Origin of the sequence: Peribacillus sp. NJ4 (genome assembly GCF_030348345.1) — a bacterium.
Classification (GTDB): domain Bacteria; phylum Bacillota; class Bacilli; order Bacillales; family DSM-1321; genus Peribacillus.
In genome coordinates this window covers 75,306-93,007 of sequence record NZ_JAUCFQ010000007.1, presented here as the reverse complement: position 1 = coordinate 93,007, position 17,702 = coordinate 75,306, and the positions used below count along the sequence as shown (strand labels likewise).

Annotated in this window: 15 protein-coding genes and 1 pseudogene; 14 read left to right on the top strand and 2 right to left on the bottom strand. The window is 34.9% G+C overall.

What is annotated here, in order from left to right; all coding sequences use genetic code 11:
- Nucleotides 1-193 precede the first annotated feature (193 nt).
- On the top strand, nucleotides 194-1,396 hold the full coding sequence (locus tag QUF94_RS27995) for an IS110 family RNA-guided transposase (RefSeq protein ID WP_289314851.1): 1,203 nt from the start codon (nucleotides 194-196) through the stop codon (nucleotides 1,394-1,396).
- Nucleotides 1,397-1,906: 510 nt separating this feature from the next.
- On the opposite strand, the gene QUF94_RS27990 is transcribed toward QUF94_RS27995, so the two are convergent.
- On the bottom strand, nucleotides 1,907-3,028 hold the full coding sequence (locus QUF94_RS27990) for a type II asparaginase (protein ID WP_289318905.1): 1,122 nt from the start codon (nucleotides 3,026-3,028) through the stop codon (nucleotides 1,907-1,909).
- A gap of 221 nt (nucleotides 3,029-3,249) precedes the next feature.
- On the opposite strand from QUF94_RS27990, the pseudogene QUF94_RS27985 reads away from it, so the two are divergent.
- The 5 genes and pseudogenes from QUF94_RS27985 to QUF94_RS29005 all read left to right on the top strand — a co-directional run.
- Nucleotides 3,250-3,594 (top strand): annotated as a pseudogene (locus QUF94_RS27985) (IS110 family transposase); the annotation flags it as partial.
- A gap of 211 nt (nucleotides 3,595-3,805) precedes the next feature.
- Nucleotides 3,806-4,489 carry a response regulator transcription factor gene (locus QUF94_RS27980; protein ID WP_098373188.1) on the top strand — a complete coding sequence of 228 codons (684 nt, stop codon included), beginning with the start codon at nucleotides 3,806-3,808 and terminating at the stop codon, nucleotides 4,487-4,489.
- Nucleotides 4,490-5,080: 591 nt separating this feature from the next.
- Nucleotides 5,081-5,326: an AbrB/MazE/SpoVT family DNA-binding domain-containing protein gene (locus QUF94_RS27975; RefSeq protein ID WP_289318904.1), complete on the top strand. Its 246-nt coding sequence runs from the start codon at nucleotides 5,081-5,083 to the stop codon at nucleotides 5,324-5,326.
- Nucleotide 5,327: 1 nt separating this feature from the next.
- Nucleotides 5,328-5,600 carry a Fic family protein gene (locus QUF94_RS27970; RefSeq protein WP_353957825.1) on the top strand — a complete coding sequence of 91 codons (273 nt, stop codon included), beginning with the start codon at nucleotides 5,328-5,330 and terminating at the stop codon, nucleotides 5,598-5,600.
- Entirely contained in the window at nucleotides 5,519-5,728 is a 210-nt protein-coding gene (locus QUF94_RS29005; RefSeq protein ID WP_353957829.1) for a type II toxin-antitoxin system death-on-curing family toxin, read from the top strand. The genes QUF94_RS27970 and QUF94_RS29005 overlap by 82 nt, the downstream gene beginning before the upstream one ends.
- A 445-nt stretch (nucleotides 5,729-6,173) precedes the next feature.
- Here the strand turns inward: QUF94_RS29005 and QUF94_RS27965 are convergent, their stop codons facing one another.
- Nucleotides 6,174-7,334 carry a tyrosine-type recombinase/integrase gene (locus QUF94_RS27965; protein WP_289318903.1) on the bottom strand — a complete coding sequence of 387 codons (1,161 nt, stop codon included), beginning with the start codon at nucleotides 7,332-7,334 and terminating at the stop codon, nucleotides 6,174-6,176.
- A gap of 353 nt (nucleotides 7,335-7,687) precedes the next feature.
- Between QUF94_RS27965 and QUF94_RS27960 the strand changes: the two genes are divergently transcribed.
- The 8 genes from QUF94_RS27960 to QUF94_RS27925 all read left to right on the top strand — a co-directional run bounded on the left by QUF94_RS27960 (nucleotide 7,688) and on the right by QUF94_RS27925 (nucleotide 17,553).
- Entirely contained in the window at nucleotides 7,688-8,938 is a 1,251-nt protein-coding gene (locus tag QUF94_RS27960) for a helix-turn-helix domain-containing protein (protein ID WP_289318902.1), read from the top strand.
- Between the two features lie 126 nt (nucleotides 8,939-9,064).
- The gene (locus tag QUF94_RS27955) at nucleotides 9,065-9,772 is read left to right on the top strand and encodes a DNA alkylation repair protein (protein ID WP_289318901.1); all 708 of its coding nucleotides are present in this window, start codon (nucleotides 9,065-9,067) and stop codon (nucleotides 9,770-9,772) included.
- 667 nt (nucleotides 9,773-10,439) lie between these two features.
- On the top strand, nucleotides 10,440-11,090 hold the full coding sequence (sigH, locus tag QUF94_RS27950; protein ID WP_289318900.1) for an RNA polymerase sporulation sigma factor SigH: 651 nt from the start codon (nucleotides 10,440-10,442) through the stop codon (nucleotides 11,088-11,090).
- An 875-nt stretch (nucleotides 11,091-11,965) separates the two neighbouring features.
- Nucleotides 11,966-12,478, top strand: coding sequence for a DoxX family membrane protein (locus tag QUF94_RS27945; protein WP_289318899.1), 513 nt, complete (start codon nucleotides 11,966-11,968; stop codon nucleotides 12,476-12,478).
- Nucleotides 12,479-13,669: 1,191 nt separating this feature from the next.
- On the top strand, nucleotides 13,670-13,807 hold the full coding sequence (locus tag QUF94_RS27940; protein WP_289318898.1) for an anti-repressor SinI family protein: 138 nt from the start codon (nucleotides 13,670-13,672) through the stop codon (nucleotides 13,805-13,807).
- Between the two features lie 540 nt (nucleotides 13,808-14,347).
- The gene (locus tag QUF94_RS27935) at nucleotides 14,348-15,517 is read left to right on the top strand and encodes a serine hydrolase domain-containing protein (RefSeq protein ID WP_289318897.1); all 1,170 of its coding nucleotides are present in this window, start codon (nucleotides 14,348-14,350) and stop codon (nucleotides 15,515-15,517) included.
- Nucleotides 15,518-15,906: 389 nt separating this feature from the next.
- On the top strand, nucleotides 15,907-16,965 hold the full coding sequence (locus QUF94_RS27930; RefSeq protein WP_289318896.1) for an ROK family transcriptional regulator: 1,059 nt from the start codon (nucleotides 15,907-15,909) through the stop codon (nucleotides 16,963-16,965).
- Nucleotides 16,966-17,172: 207 nt separating this feature from the next.
- On the top strand, nucleotides 17,173-17,553 hold the full coding sequence (locus tag QUF94_RS27925; protein ID WP_289318895.1) for a VOC family protein: 381 nt from the start codon (nucleotides 17,173-17,175) through the stop codon (nucleotides 17,551-17,553).
- The last annotated feature ends 149 nt before the right edge of the window (nucleotides 17,554-17,702 follow it).

Below are 17,702 nucleotides of genomic sequence, written 5' to 3'. Positions count from 1 at the left end.
AATCTATTATATCAGTAGCCAGGGTAGGACGTACGGGTGCGTGGGACTTGATCCCGTGAACTAAACAGTCCGCCCCCTATTTGTAGAAACATGTTTGAGGCTGGTTGGGACGTAGATCTCGTATAACAAGCGAAGCTATGACACTACATGGAGGACTAGGGGTACTGGTAAGTATGTAGAGGAGGGAAAAACAATGAATCCAGTTGTTGGTCTGGATGTGGCAAAAGGAGAGAGTCAAGTTCAGGCATTTTTAGATCAATCTAAACCGTATGGGAAGAGCTTTTCAATGAAGCACATCAAAGAGGAATTAGATCATTTTTTAGACTTTTTAAAAGAGATTGAAGAGGTGACAGGGCAGATGCCTATGGTCATTTTAGAATCTACAGGGCATTACCATACTCCTGTTATTCAATACTTGGAGGAACAAGGGATTCTATATATCTTACTAAATCCGATTATTTCTTATCAGGCAAAGAAGACCAGTTTACGGAAGGTAAAAACAGACGCTATCGATGCGTACCAGTTGTGTGTGCTGTATTACAAAGAGGATTTTGAACCTCATAAAATTAGAGGAATTCAGCTATTAGACCTTCGGAATTTGTCCAGACAACAGGAAATCGTAACGAATATGTATGTGGAAGCTAAACTTCAGTTTCACACCATTTTAGATCAAGTGTTTCCTGAATACCGGAAGGTTTTTGGGGATCTATATTCAAGGGTTTCTTTATTGATATTAAAGGAATATCCCACTTCAGAGGTGGTGTTAACAGCCGGGGAAAGTAAACTAGCAGAGAGTGTTATAGAGTTCTGTCCTAGCCGATCGGGTCAATGGGCATGGAAAAAAGCCAAAAAAATAATGGACTCCGCATCTCGAAATCCATACCAAAAAAATGTGTATCAAAGTCACGTAATCAATCTTCGTATGTATATTGAGTTGCTTTTTCATTACCAGGGACACCTCTCTGATTTGGAAGATCGTATAGTGGCCCTGGCAAATGAAATTGAGGAATATAAGATCATCCAATCGATTCCAGGTATCGGAGAAAAAATCGCAGCCACAATTATTTCTGAAATTGGTGAAATCGATCGGTTTAATCATCCGAAAAGACTGGTTGCCTTCGCTGGAATAGATCCAAGTGTTCACTCATCGGGTAAGTATACGGCAACCATTAATCGTATTACTAAAAGAGGTTCGAGCAGACTACGTCATTCCCTGTATCTTGCCGTGCTATGCGGCATAAGGAGTTCAAGAAACAAAAAGCTTAAAGCTTTCATTGATAAGAAAAAATCAGAAGGAAAGCCAGCCAAAGTGGCGATCGTTGCCTGTATGAATAAACTTCTTCATTGGATTTACGCTTTATTAAAGAGAAAAGAAGCATTCCTAGATTTAGCCTGATTAACGGTTTTGTGAAACAGAGAAAAATCCTTCCAAAAGGGTTTTGGAGGGTTATTTGTCATGAACAAAAATAGTATATCATAAGGGAAATGAAAATTTTAGAGAAAGATATTGACATCCTATTAGCTGGTTTAGTTCTTTAAGAAAAGGTAAAAAAAGACGATTCCTTAACGTAAAGGAGATCGACTTTTTAGGTTGATATTTTCTTAGCGAATAAAATTTCCGAAATGGGCGGTATAGCATTGTAGCTACCGTTTGTAAAAGTACCCCTTTATAAACATTCTATAATTACCATTGAAATGGGGGTATTTTTACTAGTATCTAGGCTATTTTTTTCCCTAGAGAGGTAGAATGAGATACAACATTAATATAAATATAAATATAAATATAAATTAATAATTCAACCAAGGGATGGTTAAAAATTAATAAAAGCATACGTTGGTGATTTATACCATCGTATGCTTTATATTTCATTCACTTTTAGTTAATAAAGGAATCTAATTTTAATTATTAATATTCGTTAAAAAATTGCTGAATTTTTTTTGGATCATCTGTTTTTGTTAATGCAAGCATCGTCAAAATGCGTGCTTTTTGAGGATTAAGTGAGTCCGCTGTAACAAAATTATTTTCATCGTCAATCTTTTCTCTCGTAACAATACCATTTCCTACACGGCTAGAGCGAGTAATAATCACGCCTTTTTTGACAGCGTCTTTAGCACCCTCAAAAGCAGTATCGGAAGTTAAACCGTTTCCTTCACCTGCTATTATGATCCCTTTAGCTCCTGCTTTCACAGATGCATCGTAAAAATATCTACTATCATTTTGATAGCTATAAATAATGTCCACTTGAGGAAGTTTATCTAGTTTTGATATATCAAACACCGATTTGGTTGTATGTTTACGTGTGGGTTCATTGTAGAAAAATATTTTATTACCTGCGATTGCTCCTAAATAGCCTTGTTCCTCAGATTGAAATGTATCTGTCATGGTAGTATTGGTTTTAGTTATATAACGTGCAGAACCTATCCGGTCATTTAATGAGATTAAAACACCTTTGTTCTTAGCATCTTTACTAGCAGCAATTTTTACAGCATTATATAAGTTTAAAGGTCCATCTGCACTTATAGCTGTAGCCGGTCTCATTGATCCAACAATTACGACAGGTTTGTTGCTTTTTACGACCAGATTCAGAAAGTAAGCAGTTTCTTCTAAGGTATCTGTTCCATGCGTTACGACAATTCCATCAACGTCTTTAGATTTTAATAACTCATTAATTCGTTTCGCCAACTTTAATAAGGTTTTATTATCCATATTGTTACTGCCAATATTGGCGATTTGTTCACCACTCACATTTGCTACTTGTTTTAATTCAGGAACAGCTTTAATTAGTGTTTCAACACCAAGTGCACCTGCTTGATAACCAGTTGTGTCAGTATTGGATGTAGCAGAGCCTGCAATCGTTCCACCAGTAGCTATAATTTTCACATTGTTTAACTTGGGATTTGTTGAAGCTGCTTCTACTTTCTCTTCTTTTGGACTACTATTTGCTGAGCTATGGATAGCAGTGATAGATCCAGAAAATAATAGTGTAACTAATAGAAACGTGATTCCTAGATATTTTCTCATGTTCATGTCTAGTTAACTCCTTCTATATTAAATTATGTACGACACATGAAAATACTATCATAACTAGATATTACTTACAATAAATACAATATATATATGTTATGTTATCTTACGTGAATTTTGATGTGTTGGAAAAAACCCCATAGAAATATAGAATTACTATACGACATTCTGAAGATATCTTGTTCTTACTTCAATATTCATGGGAAGTATTACATTGATTAAATTTGGAGAGAGAGGAGTGTGAAGTGAGTATAGAAAGAATTTCCGATAAGCACCTTGTTGTTGGAGTGGATATTGCCCAACAATTACATGTGGCTAGAGCAGTGAATTTCCGTGGAATTGTAGTCGGAGATCCACTTGCATTTGAAAATAATGAAGATGGATTTGCTAGTTAATGGATGGATAAGCTTCAAAGATTAAATAAACTGGAGGCAGCCATCGTGGGAATGGAACTTACAGGCCATTACTGGATTAATCTTTCAAAATGGCTATTTAAACAAGGAATTGTGGTAGGAACGGTAAGCCCTTTCTTAGTAAAAAGGCATAAAGAAAACCATGATAATACTGAGTATGAAAATTTATAATTGATGTGTATATTTACGTATTATTATGTAGTTCATAATATAAATTAAATCTATGTTATTAGAATAAACTTGAAAGCGAAATGAAGATTGATTCACAACCAGGGGCAGGCACTTTGGTGTTTATAAAAGTTCCCTATCATTTACAAATTTTTGAGAATAAGAATAGGCATTTAAATAAATTAGGAGGAAGAAGCCGTTGAAGACTAGTATCACCATTATCGATGACCATCAGCTTTTCCGTGAAGGCGTTAAGCGTATATTAGATTTTGAATCCTCCTTTGATGTTGTTGCCGAAGGCGATGACGGAAGCGAGGCTATGGATCTTGTTAAAACACACAAACCAGATGTTGTTATCATGGATATCAACATGCCGAATATGAACGGTGTCGAAGCGACTAAAATGCTTGTAAACCGTTACCCTGAAACGAAAGTCATCATTTTATCGATTCATGATGATGAAAACTATGTACAGCATGCATTGAAAACAGGAGCACAAGGTTATCTCTTGAAAGAAATGGATGCAGATGAGTTAATTGATGCTGTTCGTGTAGTCGTAGAAGGTGGCTCATACCTTCATCCAAAGGTAACCCATAATCTAGTCAAAGAATATCGCCGTTTAGCTGCTGAAGAGGGGGCTGATCGTGATTCAGTGCATGCTGTAGAAATCAGAAGACCGCGTCACCTATTGACTCGACGCGAGTGTGAAGTTCTTCAACTTTTAGCAGACGGAAAAAGCAACCGTGCCATCGGCGAAACTTTATACATCAGTGAAAAAACAGTAAAAAACCATGTGAGTAACATTCTTCAAAAAATGAATGTAAACGACCGTACACAAGCTGTTGTTCTAGCTATTAAAAAAAGCTGGGTAGAAGTGAAATAATTTACCTTATGATAAGTCCAGCTCTTCAGTTTTCGCAATGCTTGCTGAAGAGCTGGACTTTTTCATGAAACGGGCCTTAGAAGCAATTCTAAATGCTCGTTTTTTTTTTGAGGTTATATTGTTGTTTTGAAAAAATTGGACTTTTTCACTGTTTTGGAGTCCTTCACTTGTTTTAAACATGGAAATCTACTATTCCGAACTGTGTCCTTCCTTCTTCTCTTCCCTTCCCTAATTAGTGGAAAGCAGGTTTATCTCTAGGTTGGAACTCCCTGAGTTTAAAATTTCTAAAATGGAGGTTATATAGCATTGTTGCTACTGTTCGTAAAAGTACACTTTTACGAACGGTTCTTTTTTAATAATATCCCATATTTTAACGTTCGTTAAAGATGGAAAATGATTTATGGACGTTCGTGGTTTTACATCCACTTTTACGAACGTTTATTAAAGAATAAGACGAAAAAATAAGAAAGGAGTAAAAAAATGGATTTGAATGATCGTAGACTAAAAATAACAAATTTAAGATAAAAGTAGTATAAACAATAACGATTAATGTTATAACAATTATAACTTATTTTGAAGGAGGAATGAATAATGGCTATTAGGAAATTAACTAAAGTCGGCAATAGCTTGGGTATTACGTTTCCAATGGAAATGTTGAAAACTGCAAATTTAGCTTTTGGAGACGAATTAGAGGTTGAGTTCAAGGGTGAAGAAATCATTTTAAGGAAGAATAAAAATGTGAAATTGCCTAAAGGTGTAGATGCAGAATTTATGGAAATGTTATCAGATGTTATTAAAGAACATGACGAAGCATTCAAGGGATTGGTGGATAGATAATATGGCGTTGGATATTATCTATCTTTCCACTAATCAAATTATTGCTATCAATGCCATTCAAATAAAAGTTTATTCCCCTACTGAACAAATCGGAGTGAAAGATCCCGGTCTCCTTGATTCTGCAGTGAACAGACCCAGACAAACTGTTTTCGAGAATGATGCTTACCCATCTATTCATGAAAAGGCTGCAGCATTTTCGAATCCATTTCAAAAAATTATGCTTTCCACAACGCAAACAAGAGGACAGCACTCGCTTCCCTTATTATGTTTCTGAAGATCAATCATTATCAATGGATAATGGGAATAGAAGAAGAACAAAATTTTGTTGTAGATGTCGTTAACCATAAGTATGATTTTAAAGCTATCTCAAGAATCATCCAAGAAAACATAAAGGCTTTATAAAAGGTTTCGTTCATGGAGCATTTAAGCCAATTTGGTTTTTATCGACGGTTGGTAGCAATTCATGCTGAGTTTTGGTTTACAATAAGTGATTATTCTAAAAATGGGGGGTCAAGTCATCAGAATGACTTGGTCCCTCTTTTGATCTTCTATTTCTTTATAAAAAGAAGTGGCTAAGTAATACCGTAAATTGGATGTAACAATTTTAATCATCATCTCTTTTGGTCATAAGAGCCTTATAAGACTTTTTTCAATTTACCTAATAATTTTTTAATAATTGATTTGGAAGTCTGTATAGACGTCTGAATAAACTACTTGCAAGGTATGGAAGTTTTTTTTATATCTTCAATCTTTCAACCATTATCGAAACGGATCTTTAAAGGGCGTGCCATCCAATTGGAATCCAAAAATCAGCAAAAACTTCTCTGAATATGACGACTTTCTTCTATTATATATACTCCCCAAATACATCTGATTTCCACAAATGAATCGCATGGCGTTCTTTTTCAAAAACCTTTTCCAAATAAATTTCTGTAGTGGATAGCTGCTCATGGCCCAGACTCTTCATTATCTGATAGACATCGACTCCATTTAAGTGAGAAATGATGGCGAAAGCATGCCTAAATGTATGAGGACCTATGGAAGAAGAACGAAACTTCAAAAAAGGCAATCCACTCTCTTTAATGGCTTTTGTTATGTATTGAGACAAATAAGAGGGAGAGTAGGCACGGCCGGTATTGGTCGTAAAGAGCGGGTCGTCTCCTTCTGCTGCGTCTATACCGTCGATTCCTCTAGCTGAACGGAACATTCGAATACTATTCATTCCTTTTTCTTTCAATGGTATTTGCCTTTTTTTATTTCCTTTACCTAGAACCTCTAAAAAGTACGTGCTGGTAATGGAATCATATTGAAGATCCTTGACTCGGAGTCGTGTAAACTCTTCATTACGCATGCCTGTCATCGTTAGAATATGAATAATCGAAAAAACGATGGGGTGGTTGATTTCCCTGAAGTAATCAAGTAGCTGAATGACTTCCTTTGGTCCCAAATCACGGTTAGGACGATCATCTTTACGAATACTTATTTTAAAGAAACCTTCATGTATGGGTTCAGTGATATAGCCCGCTTCGAACAGGAATTTCAAAAAACTCTTGATGATGGTTGTCTTTCTGGATAATGTGGCAACCGAATACGCTCCTTTTGTTAAGACATAAGGACTTTTTTCCGATAACCATTCCTGATATCTCCGAATGTGCCGGGTAGATAGAGATTTAAAAAGGGAACCGTCCACAACTTTTTGCAAGTCCACATTGATTTCCGCCGAATAAGTGAGTAATTGTTCAATAAATTGAATGAGTTCTCGCTCATAGGCTTGGACGGTGCGGGTGGACTTTTCATGTTGCCGTTTTAAATGCTCTCGCCGTTTAAGAAACCACTGTAGCATGTCTATATCGTTAAAGTCTGAAAAAGGATGATGCCCATCCTTTTCTGCCGTATCTAATCGTTCTTGTAACGTGTGGATCGAAATGTCTGAAAGACTTTTTTTCCATGCACTGCTCTGAATCTCTTTCGTTTTATCTATCAGTTCATGCATACCTGTATCCCTCACTTTTATAATCCACCTACCAATAATATAAAGTATATATTTATTATTTTTCTTTTTTATGGTTACTCATTACATTATATCAAACTACAAGAGTTAATTAATTATGGAAAACCTAAATAAATTCTATATTTATTTATGTAAACCTTAATTAACTATATAAGTAGATTCAAAAATTATAATAATAATGTAAGATTTAAATAATAAATTTATAATGGTAAATATAAGATGAATCTAAAATTATACTTATTTAAATTAATATTATATATTATGATAGATATATGAAATAAATAGTTAATCATGAGATAGATAGACATATAACAATTAAAGATAAGATATGAAAGGTAAATAGACAAATAATGAATAAACTAAACCATGAAAAAAACACACAAACTACATCCTATGAAATTGGGGAATCTGTTTATGTTCTTCAAACATGTACGGAAGAAGAAGACGCAGAGAGTTTTTACTACTTTAAACAATTTGAAAAAAAAGAAGGAGTGATTTTGGAAGTAATCGAATACCCACGTCTCCAATATCGTGTAAAATTTGGCGAGGCGGAAGCAGTCTTGTATCATGAGGAATTGACGAATGGGACCCAACGAGATTTTCCAATAAAATTAACGGTTAATCAAGAAGGATGGGAGGAGGATAAAGTGGAATGGTATACACAAAAAGAAGTAGCTGATTTATTAGGAGTATCCAAGGCAACTGTCTATCATTATGGAAAACAGAAGAAAATCATTAAAATTCTGGATCCACATCGATTACATAAAGAGGCACGATATGAAAAAACGGAAGTCGATCAATTAGTGTATGAAAAGCAATCTTTACCTACAGGTATGAGTCCAAATGATGTTGCAAAGAAATTGGGATTATCTGTACAAAGTGTTTATAAGTATATACAAGATGGTTCGATAAAAGCTAAGGCCGTCCCGTATGGTGATGAAAGAATCACTTATGTAATTTCGGAAACAGCCTATCATGAAGCAGAGAAATCACTCAAACCATCTGAAACACAGCGACCAAAAAAATATGAATATTATGATTCAAAAAATGACATTGTTTTGTATCAAAGATTTCATTCAACTAAAATACCCGAGGCACGTGTGGTTCGCAATGAAGATAATGTATTTGGTTTCTACCTACCCAATATCCAAAAGTGGTTGACGTATGAAGAAGGAGTTAAAAATTATGCATTAAAGCCATCATACTCGATCCACCAACCTACTTTAGATTATAAAGGCTATGTTGAGCTTCAGGTACCAAAAAACGAAGTTGTATTTTATCCCTTCATTGATTATTTATATAAAAACTGGGGTGTTGAAAACGTAAGAATGAGAGAGCAAGATAGTTCAGTTTTACTCTTCATTCGGGCAGGGGAAAGACCGTTAATGCCAGAAATGATTAGTATTGCTGATATCTTACCGTATTTAACCAATGGAGAAATGCACCATGAAGATGATACTTTGATATTACGTAGTCCAAATAGAAAAACTAGTTTTGAATTACCTAATAATTTGTTAGAAACGATTTCTGATTTAGCTGAACAAGAAGGGATTAGTATCAGTAAATGGGTCGAGCAAAAATTATCGTCGATAATTAAATAACTATCCCATTTGCGTTTGTCCTTCGAGCTATAAAATGTAAATATTTGTTATAGGTTAATGGGGATGGATTTGATGGGCTTAAATCTTGAGAGGCAAAAACCTCCAAAAAGAAGGAAGTGTTAAACGATGAATTTACAAATTGTTATGCAGGAGCTTGAAGCTCTCGGCAAGGAACGAACCAAGAAAATTTACGAATCCAATGGTGCGCACGAGCCGCTTTTTGGCGTGGCTACAGGCGCTATGAAGCCAATCGCCAAGAAAATAAAGAACAATCAACTTTTGGCTGAGCAGCTTTACGCCACAGGAAACTACGACGCAATGTACTTTGCAGGCATAATTGCAGACCCAAAAGCAATGGAAGAGGCGGATTTTGAGCGTTGGATGGATGCGGCGTATTTTTATATGCTGTCCGATTATGTAGTTGCAGTAACTTTAGCTGAAACAAATATTGCACAAGACGTTGCCGATAAATGGATCACAAGCGGTGAAGAGCTGAGAATGTCAGCGGGATGGAGTTGCTACTGCTGGCTTTTGGGCAATCTCCCGGACAGTGAATTTTCCGAAAGCAAAATTGCTAATATGCTTGAAAATGTGGAAAATATGATTCATGATTCTCCAGAACGAACTAAACACGCTATGAATAATTTTATATACACAGTGGGGATTTCATATTTGCCGCTACATGAAAAGGCGGTCGAGACCGCAAAGGCAGTAGGCCCAGTAGAGGTCAAACGGGACAAGAAAAAAAGCAGTTTCCTACTCGCCTCCGAAAGTATTCAAAAGGCAGTAGATAAAGGGCAGCTTGGGTTCAAACGCAAAAATGTAAGATGTTAAAAAATTGCCTTGCATCGCGAGCGATCTTCAATTAGGTGTTGTGGCTACAATAGTGATGGATTAATTAGTAGAATAATCTGGATAAGGTATACCTCTATAGACAATCTTTGGAATTGTTTTCTCTCTATTGTTTCCAGATAAATATAATAAAAATAAATTAAGATAATCTTCCAAAAGTAAGCATTAATTAATCAACATAAGTAAGGTAAAGAAATGGATAGCCGTTATAAAGCGTAATCAAAAAAAACCAATCTGAATAAACGAATCCAGATTATCATAGATCTGGATTTTTTTTGATCTCATCAAGCTTTCTTATGAATCTAACTCTGCTAAGAAAAATGCCTTTTTCCCAATGAAAACCTAATTGCAATAACTTTTAATCTCCCTACTATTATACTCTAATTGTTCTTTATCTCCTTTTCTTACCTCTGATAATCCTTTTTATAGATGTAAATGCTATCAATTGATTATACGTTACATGGAATTAGTTTTAGAGCAGTACTTTTTAATAGGAATAACTATAAGTTTTTTTGTAGGAAAATGTCGATATTTGCGAATATCTTTATCGTCATTTCTGAGATATTATTATATTGTATGGTCTTTAATACATTGAAGTGATAATGCAACCTTTATGTCGGTGCTCAACTTAGTGAGTGGGGGAAATTAAATGAGTGTAATCATCGAGAAGAACCGAGTGGAAAACTATACTCATATGGAAGATGTAATGTTGGTTGGGAAAATACAAAATGGTGATGAAGATGCACTGAACTATTTAATCAAAAAATACAGATGTGTTGTCCAATCCAAAGCTATGAATTATTTTTTAACGGGTGGAGATAAGGAAGACGTCTTTCAAGAGGGTATGATTGGACTATTTAAGGCCATTCGCGACTATAAGGACTGCAAAAAATCGTCTTTTAGGTCATTTGCGGAGCTGTGCATTACCAGACAAATCATAACGGCTGTTAAAGCCGCTATTCGCCAAAAGCATTCTCCATTAAATAATTATGTTTCATTGTATAGGCCTATCTATCAAGGAGAGTCGGAACAATCCCTAATTGAAATAATCCCTGAACAGAGACAAATCGACCCTGTCACAATCCTAATAAAATCAGAAGAAATTTCTGATATTGAACTAAATTTAGCGGAAGTCCTTAGTGAGTTGGAAAGTAGAGTTGTGGACTTATACCTGGAAGGACAAACTTATTATGAAATATCAAAGAAACTTAATGTTCAAATAAAGACGGTCGATAATGCACTTCAACGGGTTAAAAGGAAGTTAGAGCGGTATTTGGAGTCAAGGAACTTGGAAGAATAATACCTAAATCGAGCATATTGTCGCCGTAAATACACCGGATAGGATTTGTTTTAAATGAACCCTGATCTGGTAATTAATCATCTAATATTGACAAAAAATTCGGGAAATACAACCAGTTTAACATTGATTTACTTAATATTTCGAAGTGTATACAATGTTGTGATGAAAAAAAGGATGAAGAAAGATATCAAAATGTAGCAAGTAATTAAAAAAACTTACTAATATAATTGAAAAAGACTATAAAATTTCTTTATGCAATTGCTGCAAAGCCTAAAATAAGGGGAACCAGAGCCAAAGAAAGCGTATATAATACGCTTTTTTGCGTTCAACTATCGTTCTGAAGGTGTTCCACAATATGGACAAGGACAGTAGGAGTCACACTGGAGGTTTTTGAGACCTCAGTTCTTCCTTTAAATTATGCCCTTAAATATAAAGGTGGGAAATCGCTCCATTTTAATTGACAAGCTTTTACCTTTAGACTAAAATGTTTCCTTGAGGAAAGTTTTTTATATCAGTGCATATTATGTGGTTAGAGTGAAGTGTGGTAAATAATCACTTTATTTTTTTTTATTTTTAATGTTGCCCTTGGTAAACATTATTAGTTTATAGAAAAATATTATTTGCGAAGGAGAGGTTTATAATGATGCCCGCACTTCCGGGTAAGAGTTTGTTTGTATCCTACCATGGTAATGAAGCGGTAAAAACGTAAGCTTTCAATTGCCCAAGGTAAATTGGTTGGGGGTATAGGTCCAAATGGAGCAGTGATTTTTCTAGATGATCCTTTTGTTGGAATAGACGGGACCAAAGACAATAAAAGTCAGTTGTGAAATTTTGTTTACCAGTGATAACTATTTATTTAAAAGGAGGATTTTATAATGTTTGTTAAGTTTATAAGAGAAAATGTTTACGCGTCATTTATGCTAACAATACTTCGTATTTTTATAGGGTGGCAGTGGTTGAATGCAGGGTGGAGTAAAATAACTAGTGGGAAATTTGATGCATCTGGATTCATTACAGATGCAATAGGGAAAGTAACTGGTGAACACCCATCTGTTCAATCTTGGTGGGCAGACTTTCTAGGTATGTTTGCATTACCAAATGTAGGAATATTCAATATTCTAGTTCCCTGGGGTGAATTTTTAGTCGGACTTGGACTACTTTTAGGCACTTTTACAACTTTTGCTGTATTAATGGGAGTACTAATGAACTTCTCCTACATGTTCTCAGGAGCAACGAGTACAAACCCACAGATGGTTTTAATTGAAATATTTATCCTTGTCGCAGGCTTTAATGCAGGGAGAATAGGTTTAGATCATTGGATAATCCCATTCTTAAGAAAACAAATTTTAAGAAAAAAGGAACAAGAAATCACTATGCACAGTGCTTAGAGATAAAGTATCCAATCATAACTCTACAACATATAAGAGTGAAGAACTAAATACAAATAAATTAAGTTGCTAATCATAGAATCTACAATAAAAATGTATAATGCGAGATACAAACTCAGTTCCAAAGTAAGAAAGGAACTGAGTTTTTAATTATGTTAAATTTATTAGCGTAGTTCGTAAAAATACACATGCAAGAACAGTGGCGTTTTTTTTTTTCCTGAAACAGCCATTTTTTCCGCTCCGTTAAATTACAAATAAGCTATATAATGAACGTATAACAAACGGAATGTATGTAAAGGAATATTGTAAAAGCACAGGAGTTCCAGTTAAAAATTAAATAATATAAATTTGGTGATGGACTGATAAGCTGGTTTATTACATAAATTCGAAATAGAAAATTCTAAACTGAATAGGTACGTTATTTGAAATCCGAGGCTGCCATTTGGTGGCTTTTTGCTTAATGAACTAAAGGGGCAGCATGACCGACATCCACCTCATGGAAAGGTTGAACGAAGGAATGTAGGAGCATCGACTCTGTGAGACATGGGAGGGTAGACCTCCATGAGACATGTGGATATCCTAAAGTGAGATCATAACAATGCTTAAACCAATTTTCTCCTATAATCGGCTAGTTTAGCATACACATTTTTCGATAAATCCCTATCCTTGAGGAGTAATGCCGAGCTTACATAGATAACGGTTAATGATATGACTATGAAATCCTAAGAATTTAGAGAAATCGTGAGATTGTGTTTAGTTTATTGAGGGAGTTTAGTTCATTAAATAAAATGGTAATATAAGTTACTTCTTGGTACAAAACTGACCATCTTTTTACGTAATGTGATTCTGTTCAAGGCCAAGAGGGTTGGGTACAGTGCATCTGTCCACTTTCCTATACTGGGTACAACCAATTATTTACAAATCCTGATTTATGGTTTATATTGTACATAATATCCCAAATTGGGTGGTTGATAGTGAGTTTTGTAAATATTGAAATTAATCTATAAAAAAAGCCATATACCTGTACGCTAAGGACTTTGGCTTTTTTCGAGTCGAATTAATGTTGAAAGGTACAAAAAGTCTAATAGATTTTGTTTAACATACTTAAAAAGTATAGTAATTTTAAAATCAGGTATTAACTCCAGATAATCCTATCAGAAGATTGGGACATCTAAAATCAGGAGAGTGAACATGTCAAATTCTTTATTTATCGAAAAAGGCTTAGATAAGGAATGGGCAGAATTGATATTATATGCCCGAGAGTTAGGTATATCTATTGATGAAATTAGAGAATTCTTAAATAAATCGCAATCTTCGGGACCTGAATAAGGTCTTTTTTATTTCTTAAGAAGACCCTGCTCAATCGTTTTAAAAAAAGAGGAGAGCGTTAATTAATTAGTCTATAGATTAGGGTTGACTGGATTAAGGTCAGTATCAGTATTGACACTTCCTAACCATTTTCATTCTTTGTGGTGAATCGCCGATTTTGGCGATTCATGGATGGCTAACGGGTGCGTTAGTTGTTTAAGGAACACAAAAATGATCAATTTAAAAATAATCCAAATAAATATTAAAAGGGCAAGTTTTAGTTAATCTTTTTTCAAAACATGCCCTTTCTATTTATTCATTTATCAAGGTTGGTTGTATTAATGTAATCAAACTTTGTTTCAAATCTACATTTAGATCCTATGTATAAGAAATGAAACATTTCCTTATAAAAAAGCCTTGAAAATCAATATGAGAATGATGAGTATCAAGACGAAGCAGACGAAGACGAGGATAGTCATTTTATGCAAAATATAGCTGTGAGATTAATATGGAACAACAAGCAACCACCTATACAATATTAATAGAGAAGAGGAATACCTTATGAAAATACGTAGTCAAATTACATTTACAAGTCTGGCTCTATTAATAACTGGAAGTTCCCTGCTATACACATCGCCAACCTCAATTGTAAAAACAGAGCCCACTCTAAATGTATCTAGTTCGTTACAAACAAGCACTCAACGAGATCATAATTCCGTCAAGCAAGCAATGCGGGATACATTGCAACTTGGATTCCCGGGGATACTTGCTAAAACTTCTGAGGATGGAAAAACGTGGGGTTATGCCGCTGGAATAGCGAATCTGAGCACCAAGAAACCAATGAAAACAGGTTTTCGCTTTCGCATTGGCAGCGTGACAAAGACGTTCACCGCAACGGTTCTACTTCAATTAGCTGGAGAGAACCGCTTGAATCTAGACGACTCCATCGAAAAATGGTTGCCTGGTGTCATTCAAGGAAACGGATATAATGGTAATCAGATTACCATCCGGCAGATATTGAATCATACAAGTGGTATCGCTGAATACTCAAGGTCAAAAGACGCTGATTTTATGGATACAAAAAAATCGTATACGGCTGAAGAAATAGTGAAGATGGGTATTTCTCTGCCCCCAGACTTTGTCCCAGGAAAGGGCTGGTCTTATTCAAACACAGGATACGTATTACTGGGTATTCTTATTGAAAAAGTAACCGGAAACAGCTACGCGGAAGAGATTGAAAATCGGATTATTGAACCGCTTGAATTGTCGGATACATTCCTACCTGGCAATTCAAGCGTTATTCCAGGTACCAAGCATGCTCGGGGATATTCCCAACCAGACGAAGCAAGTGAGATAAAAGACGTTACTTATTATAACCCAAGTGCAGGTAGCTCGGCTGGAGATATGATTTCTACTGCTGATGACTTAAATAAATTCTTCTCTTCCTTACTTGGTGGCAAATTACTGAAGGAACAGCAACTAAAACAAATGCTTACTACAGTTCCTACAGGAAGAGCAGGAATTGATGGATATGGTCTTGGAATATTTGAAACTAAGCTTCCAAACGGTGTCTCGATATGGGGACACACAGGTGGCATTCTAGGGTTTTCTACTATTGCTGGAGGTACACTTGGAGGCAAGCATACGTTGGCCGTCAGTTTGAACAGTTTGGGTAGAGATAACAGTCCTAATCCTTTTAAAAATATTTTACTGGCTGAATTTAGCAAGTAGGCAAAAAGGAAAAACGGAAAAATTTTGTCATAGTTTTTATAGTTAAAAATATACCTTTCTGGTTCAAAAGACCCAACTTACTTTTTGGAAACAGTTAGCTATTTAGCAAGAAAAAATAAAAAAACTACGATCTGTAGCTTTGTAAAAAAGTTTGATTATTTATAATAAAGATTGATAATTTATAATACAGTTCGATCAAAATCATCTCTCCTCTATAGATTTCTTATAGGTGAGATGATTTTTTTATTGGATATTTATGTTAAGGTCACTATAAAGATTGTGAAGAAATGTATTTAAACTAACGGGGCAGGATAATACAAAAACAAATTTGTATATGTTATATTAACACCGTAACTTATTAAAATTCTTTAATAAGTTTATATTTTTAGGTGGTGAATCTAGTGAATGAGTTAGTAGCTACTCCAAAATCTATTAAGAAGATAATCCTTCGTGGTATTCGTACAACTCTTTTAGAACTTGGAAGTGCAACAAAAGTTGAACTCAGCCATACATTAGGAATTAGTTTCCCGACTATAAGTAAGTTCCTAGCACAGATGGAGAAGGATGGGGAAATTATTTTAGTCGGTTTAGACGGTTCTAGTGGTGGGAGAAGAGCAAAAAGATATAGATACAATCCCGAGCATATGTTAGGTCTGGCAATATTTCTAGAGAAAACAGAGACGAATTATACAATTTTTAATTGTGTGGGAGAAGTAAAGGAACAAGGAAAAGCGCCGAGTGTATTAATGGATGATGGTTTAAATTTATTAACTACGTGCATTGAAAACATAATGACTAAATATTCGAAAATCAATTCTATGGCAATAGGCGTTCCTGGTTCGGTTGATAGTGGCCGGATTTTTTATATACCAGGATACGAGCAGTTTCAAAATTTTGATTTAAAAGGATATTATGAGGAGCAATTTTCTATACCTGTCGTAGTAGAGAACGATATGAATGCTGCTGTTCTTGGATATCACAATAATAGGGGAATTAAGGACAAGCAATCCCTTATATATTTGTATTCTGGTCAAAATGGCCCAGGTGCAGGAATTATGATAAATGGCGATGTGGTGCGAGGAAGTACTTTTTTCTCAGGAGAGGTTTCATTCGTCCCTCAGTATAATGACCGAAATTTTCGACAAGCTTTGGAAAATGGAAATGGACCTAAAAAAGTAACTATTTGTGAGGATTATGAGATTGATGCAATTAGCAGGTTAGTAGCCTCGTTTGTAGCTATCATTAACCCTCATACCATCATTTTTAGTAACGATGAAGTTGAAAAAGTTATATTAGACAAAATTGCCGTAGGTAGCTCAAAATATATCCCGTCAGAACATCTTCCATCGCTTACAATGAGTGATTGGAAACAGGATTATTTATATGGATTACAAAGTCTTGGTCGTGATCTCATGATAAATGGAACAAACAGTCTACATGAAAAGTAAAATCACATTTATTCTAGGCTACATTATCTCTTACAAATATATAAAATTAATGGATTTTAAAATTTTCCTTTTGATAATGCAACTAAAACAAAGGTAGAAATTAATTTTTGTAAAAAAATATTTGAATTAATGTCATATTAGGTGGTGAGTCCCCTATAATATCAAGATCTAGCAATAACCTCTATAATTTAAAGGAGTGAAAAAGAATTGAAAATTGAACATGTGGCTATCTGGGTCAATGATTTGGAGGGCATGAGGGAGTTTTATGAAACTTATTTTAATTGTAAATCAAACATTAAATATCATAATAGTGAAAAGAAATTTGAATCTTATTTTCTAACTTTTGACTCGGGTACACGATTGGAGATTATGCGTAAGGCAGAAATTAATAAGCAAAATCGGGGAGATAAAATTGGTTGGGCTCATATTGCCATCTCCTTGGGAAGCAAGGAATCCGTTAATCAAATGACAGCCAGATTAAAAAATAATGGTTACCCTCATATTAGTGGTCCCCGTATCACTGGAGACGGGTATTATGAGAGTGTTGTAGAAGACCCTGAAGGAAATCTTTTAGAGTTGACTGTATGATACAAGGGGTAAAATGGTAAAGATTGCTGAAACATTTTCATTATTAGCGACTTATTAAAAGTATTTAAAAAGTATTTGTTTCTAAACTTATTAAATATCTTTAATAAGTTTGTTTACATAGGAGGTAACTCAAGATGGAAGCTACATTA

Excerpts from the sequence above, each read along its gene's own strand:
- QUF94_RS27995 (WP_289314851.1), top strand. The coding sequence starts at position 194 with ATGAATCCAGTTGTTGGTCTGGATGTGGCAAAAGGAGAGAGTCAAGTT.
- QUF94_RS27975 (WP_289318904.1), top strand. The coding sequence starts at position 5,081 with ATGGCTATTAGGAAATTAACTAAAGTCGGCAATAGCTTGGGTATTACG.
- QUF94_RS27955 (WP_289318901.1), top strand. The coding sequence starts at position 9,065 with ATGAATTTACAAATTGTTATGCAGGAGCTTGAAGCTCTCGGCAAGGAA.
- QUF94_RS27960 (WP_289318902.1), top strand. The coding sequence starts at position 7,688 with ATGAATAAACTAAACCATGAAAAAAACACACAAACTACATCCTATGAA.
- QUF94_RS27990 (WP_289318905.1), bottom strand. The coding sequence starts at position 3,028 with ATGAACATGAGAAAATATCTAGGAATCACGTTTCTATTAGTTACACTA.
- QUF94_RS27970 (WP_353957825.1), top strand. The coding sequence starts at position 5,328 with ATGGCGTTGGATATTATCTATCTTTCCACTAATCAAATTATTGCTATC.
- QUF94_RS27945 (WP_289318899.1), top strand. The coding sequence starts at position 11,966 with ATGTTTGTTAAGTTTATAAGAGAAAATGTTTACGCGTCATTTATGCTA.
- QUF94_RS27940 (WP_289318898.1), top strand. The coding sequence starts at position 13,670 with ATGTCAAATTCTTTATTTATCGAAAAAGGCTTAGATAAGGAATGGGCA.
- QUF94_RS27935 (WP_289318897.1), top strand. The coding sequence starts at position 14,348 with ATGAAAATACGTAGTCAAATTACATTTACAAGTCTGGCTCTATTAATA.
- sigH (WP_289318900.1), top strand. The coding sequence starts at position 10,440 with ATGAGTGTAATCATCGAGAAGAACCGAGTGGAAAACTATACTCATATG.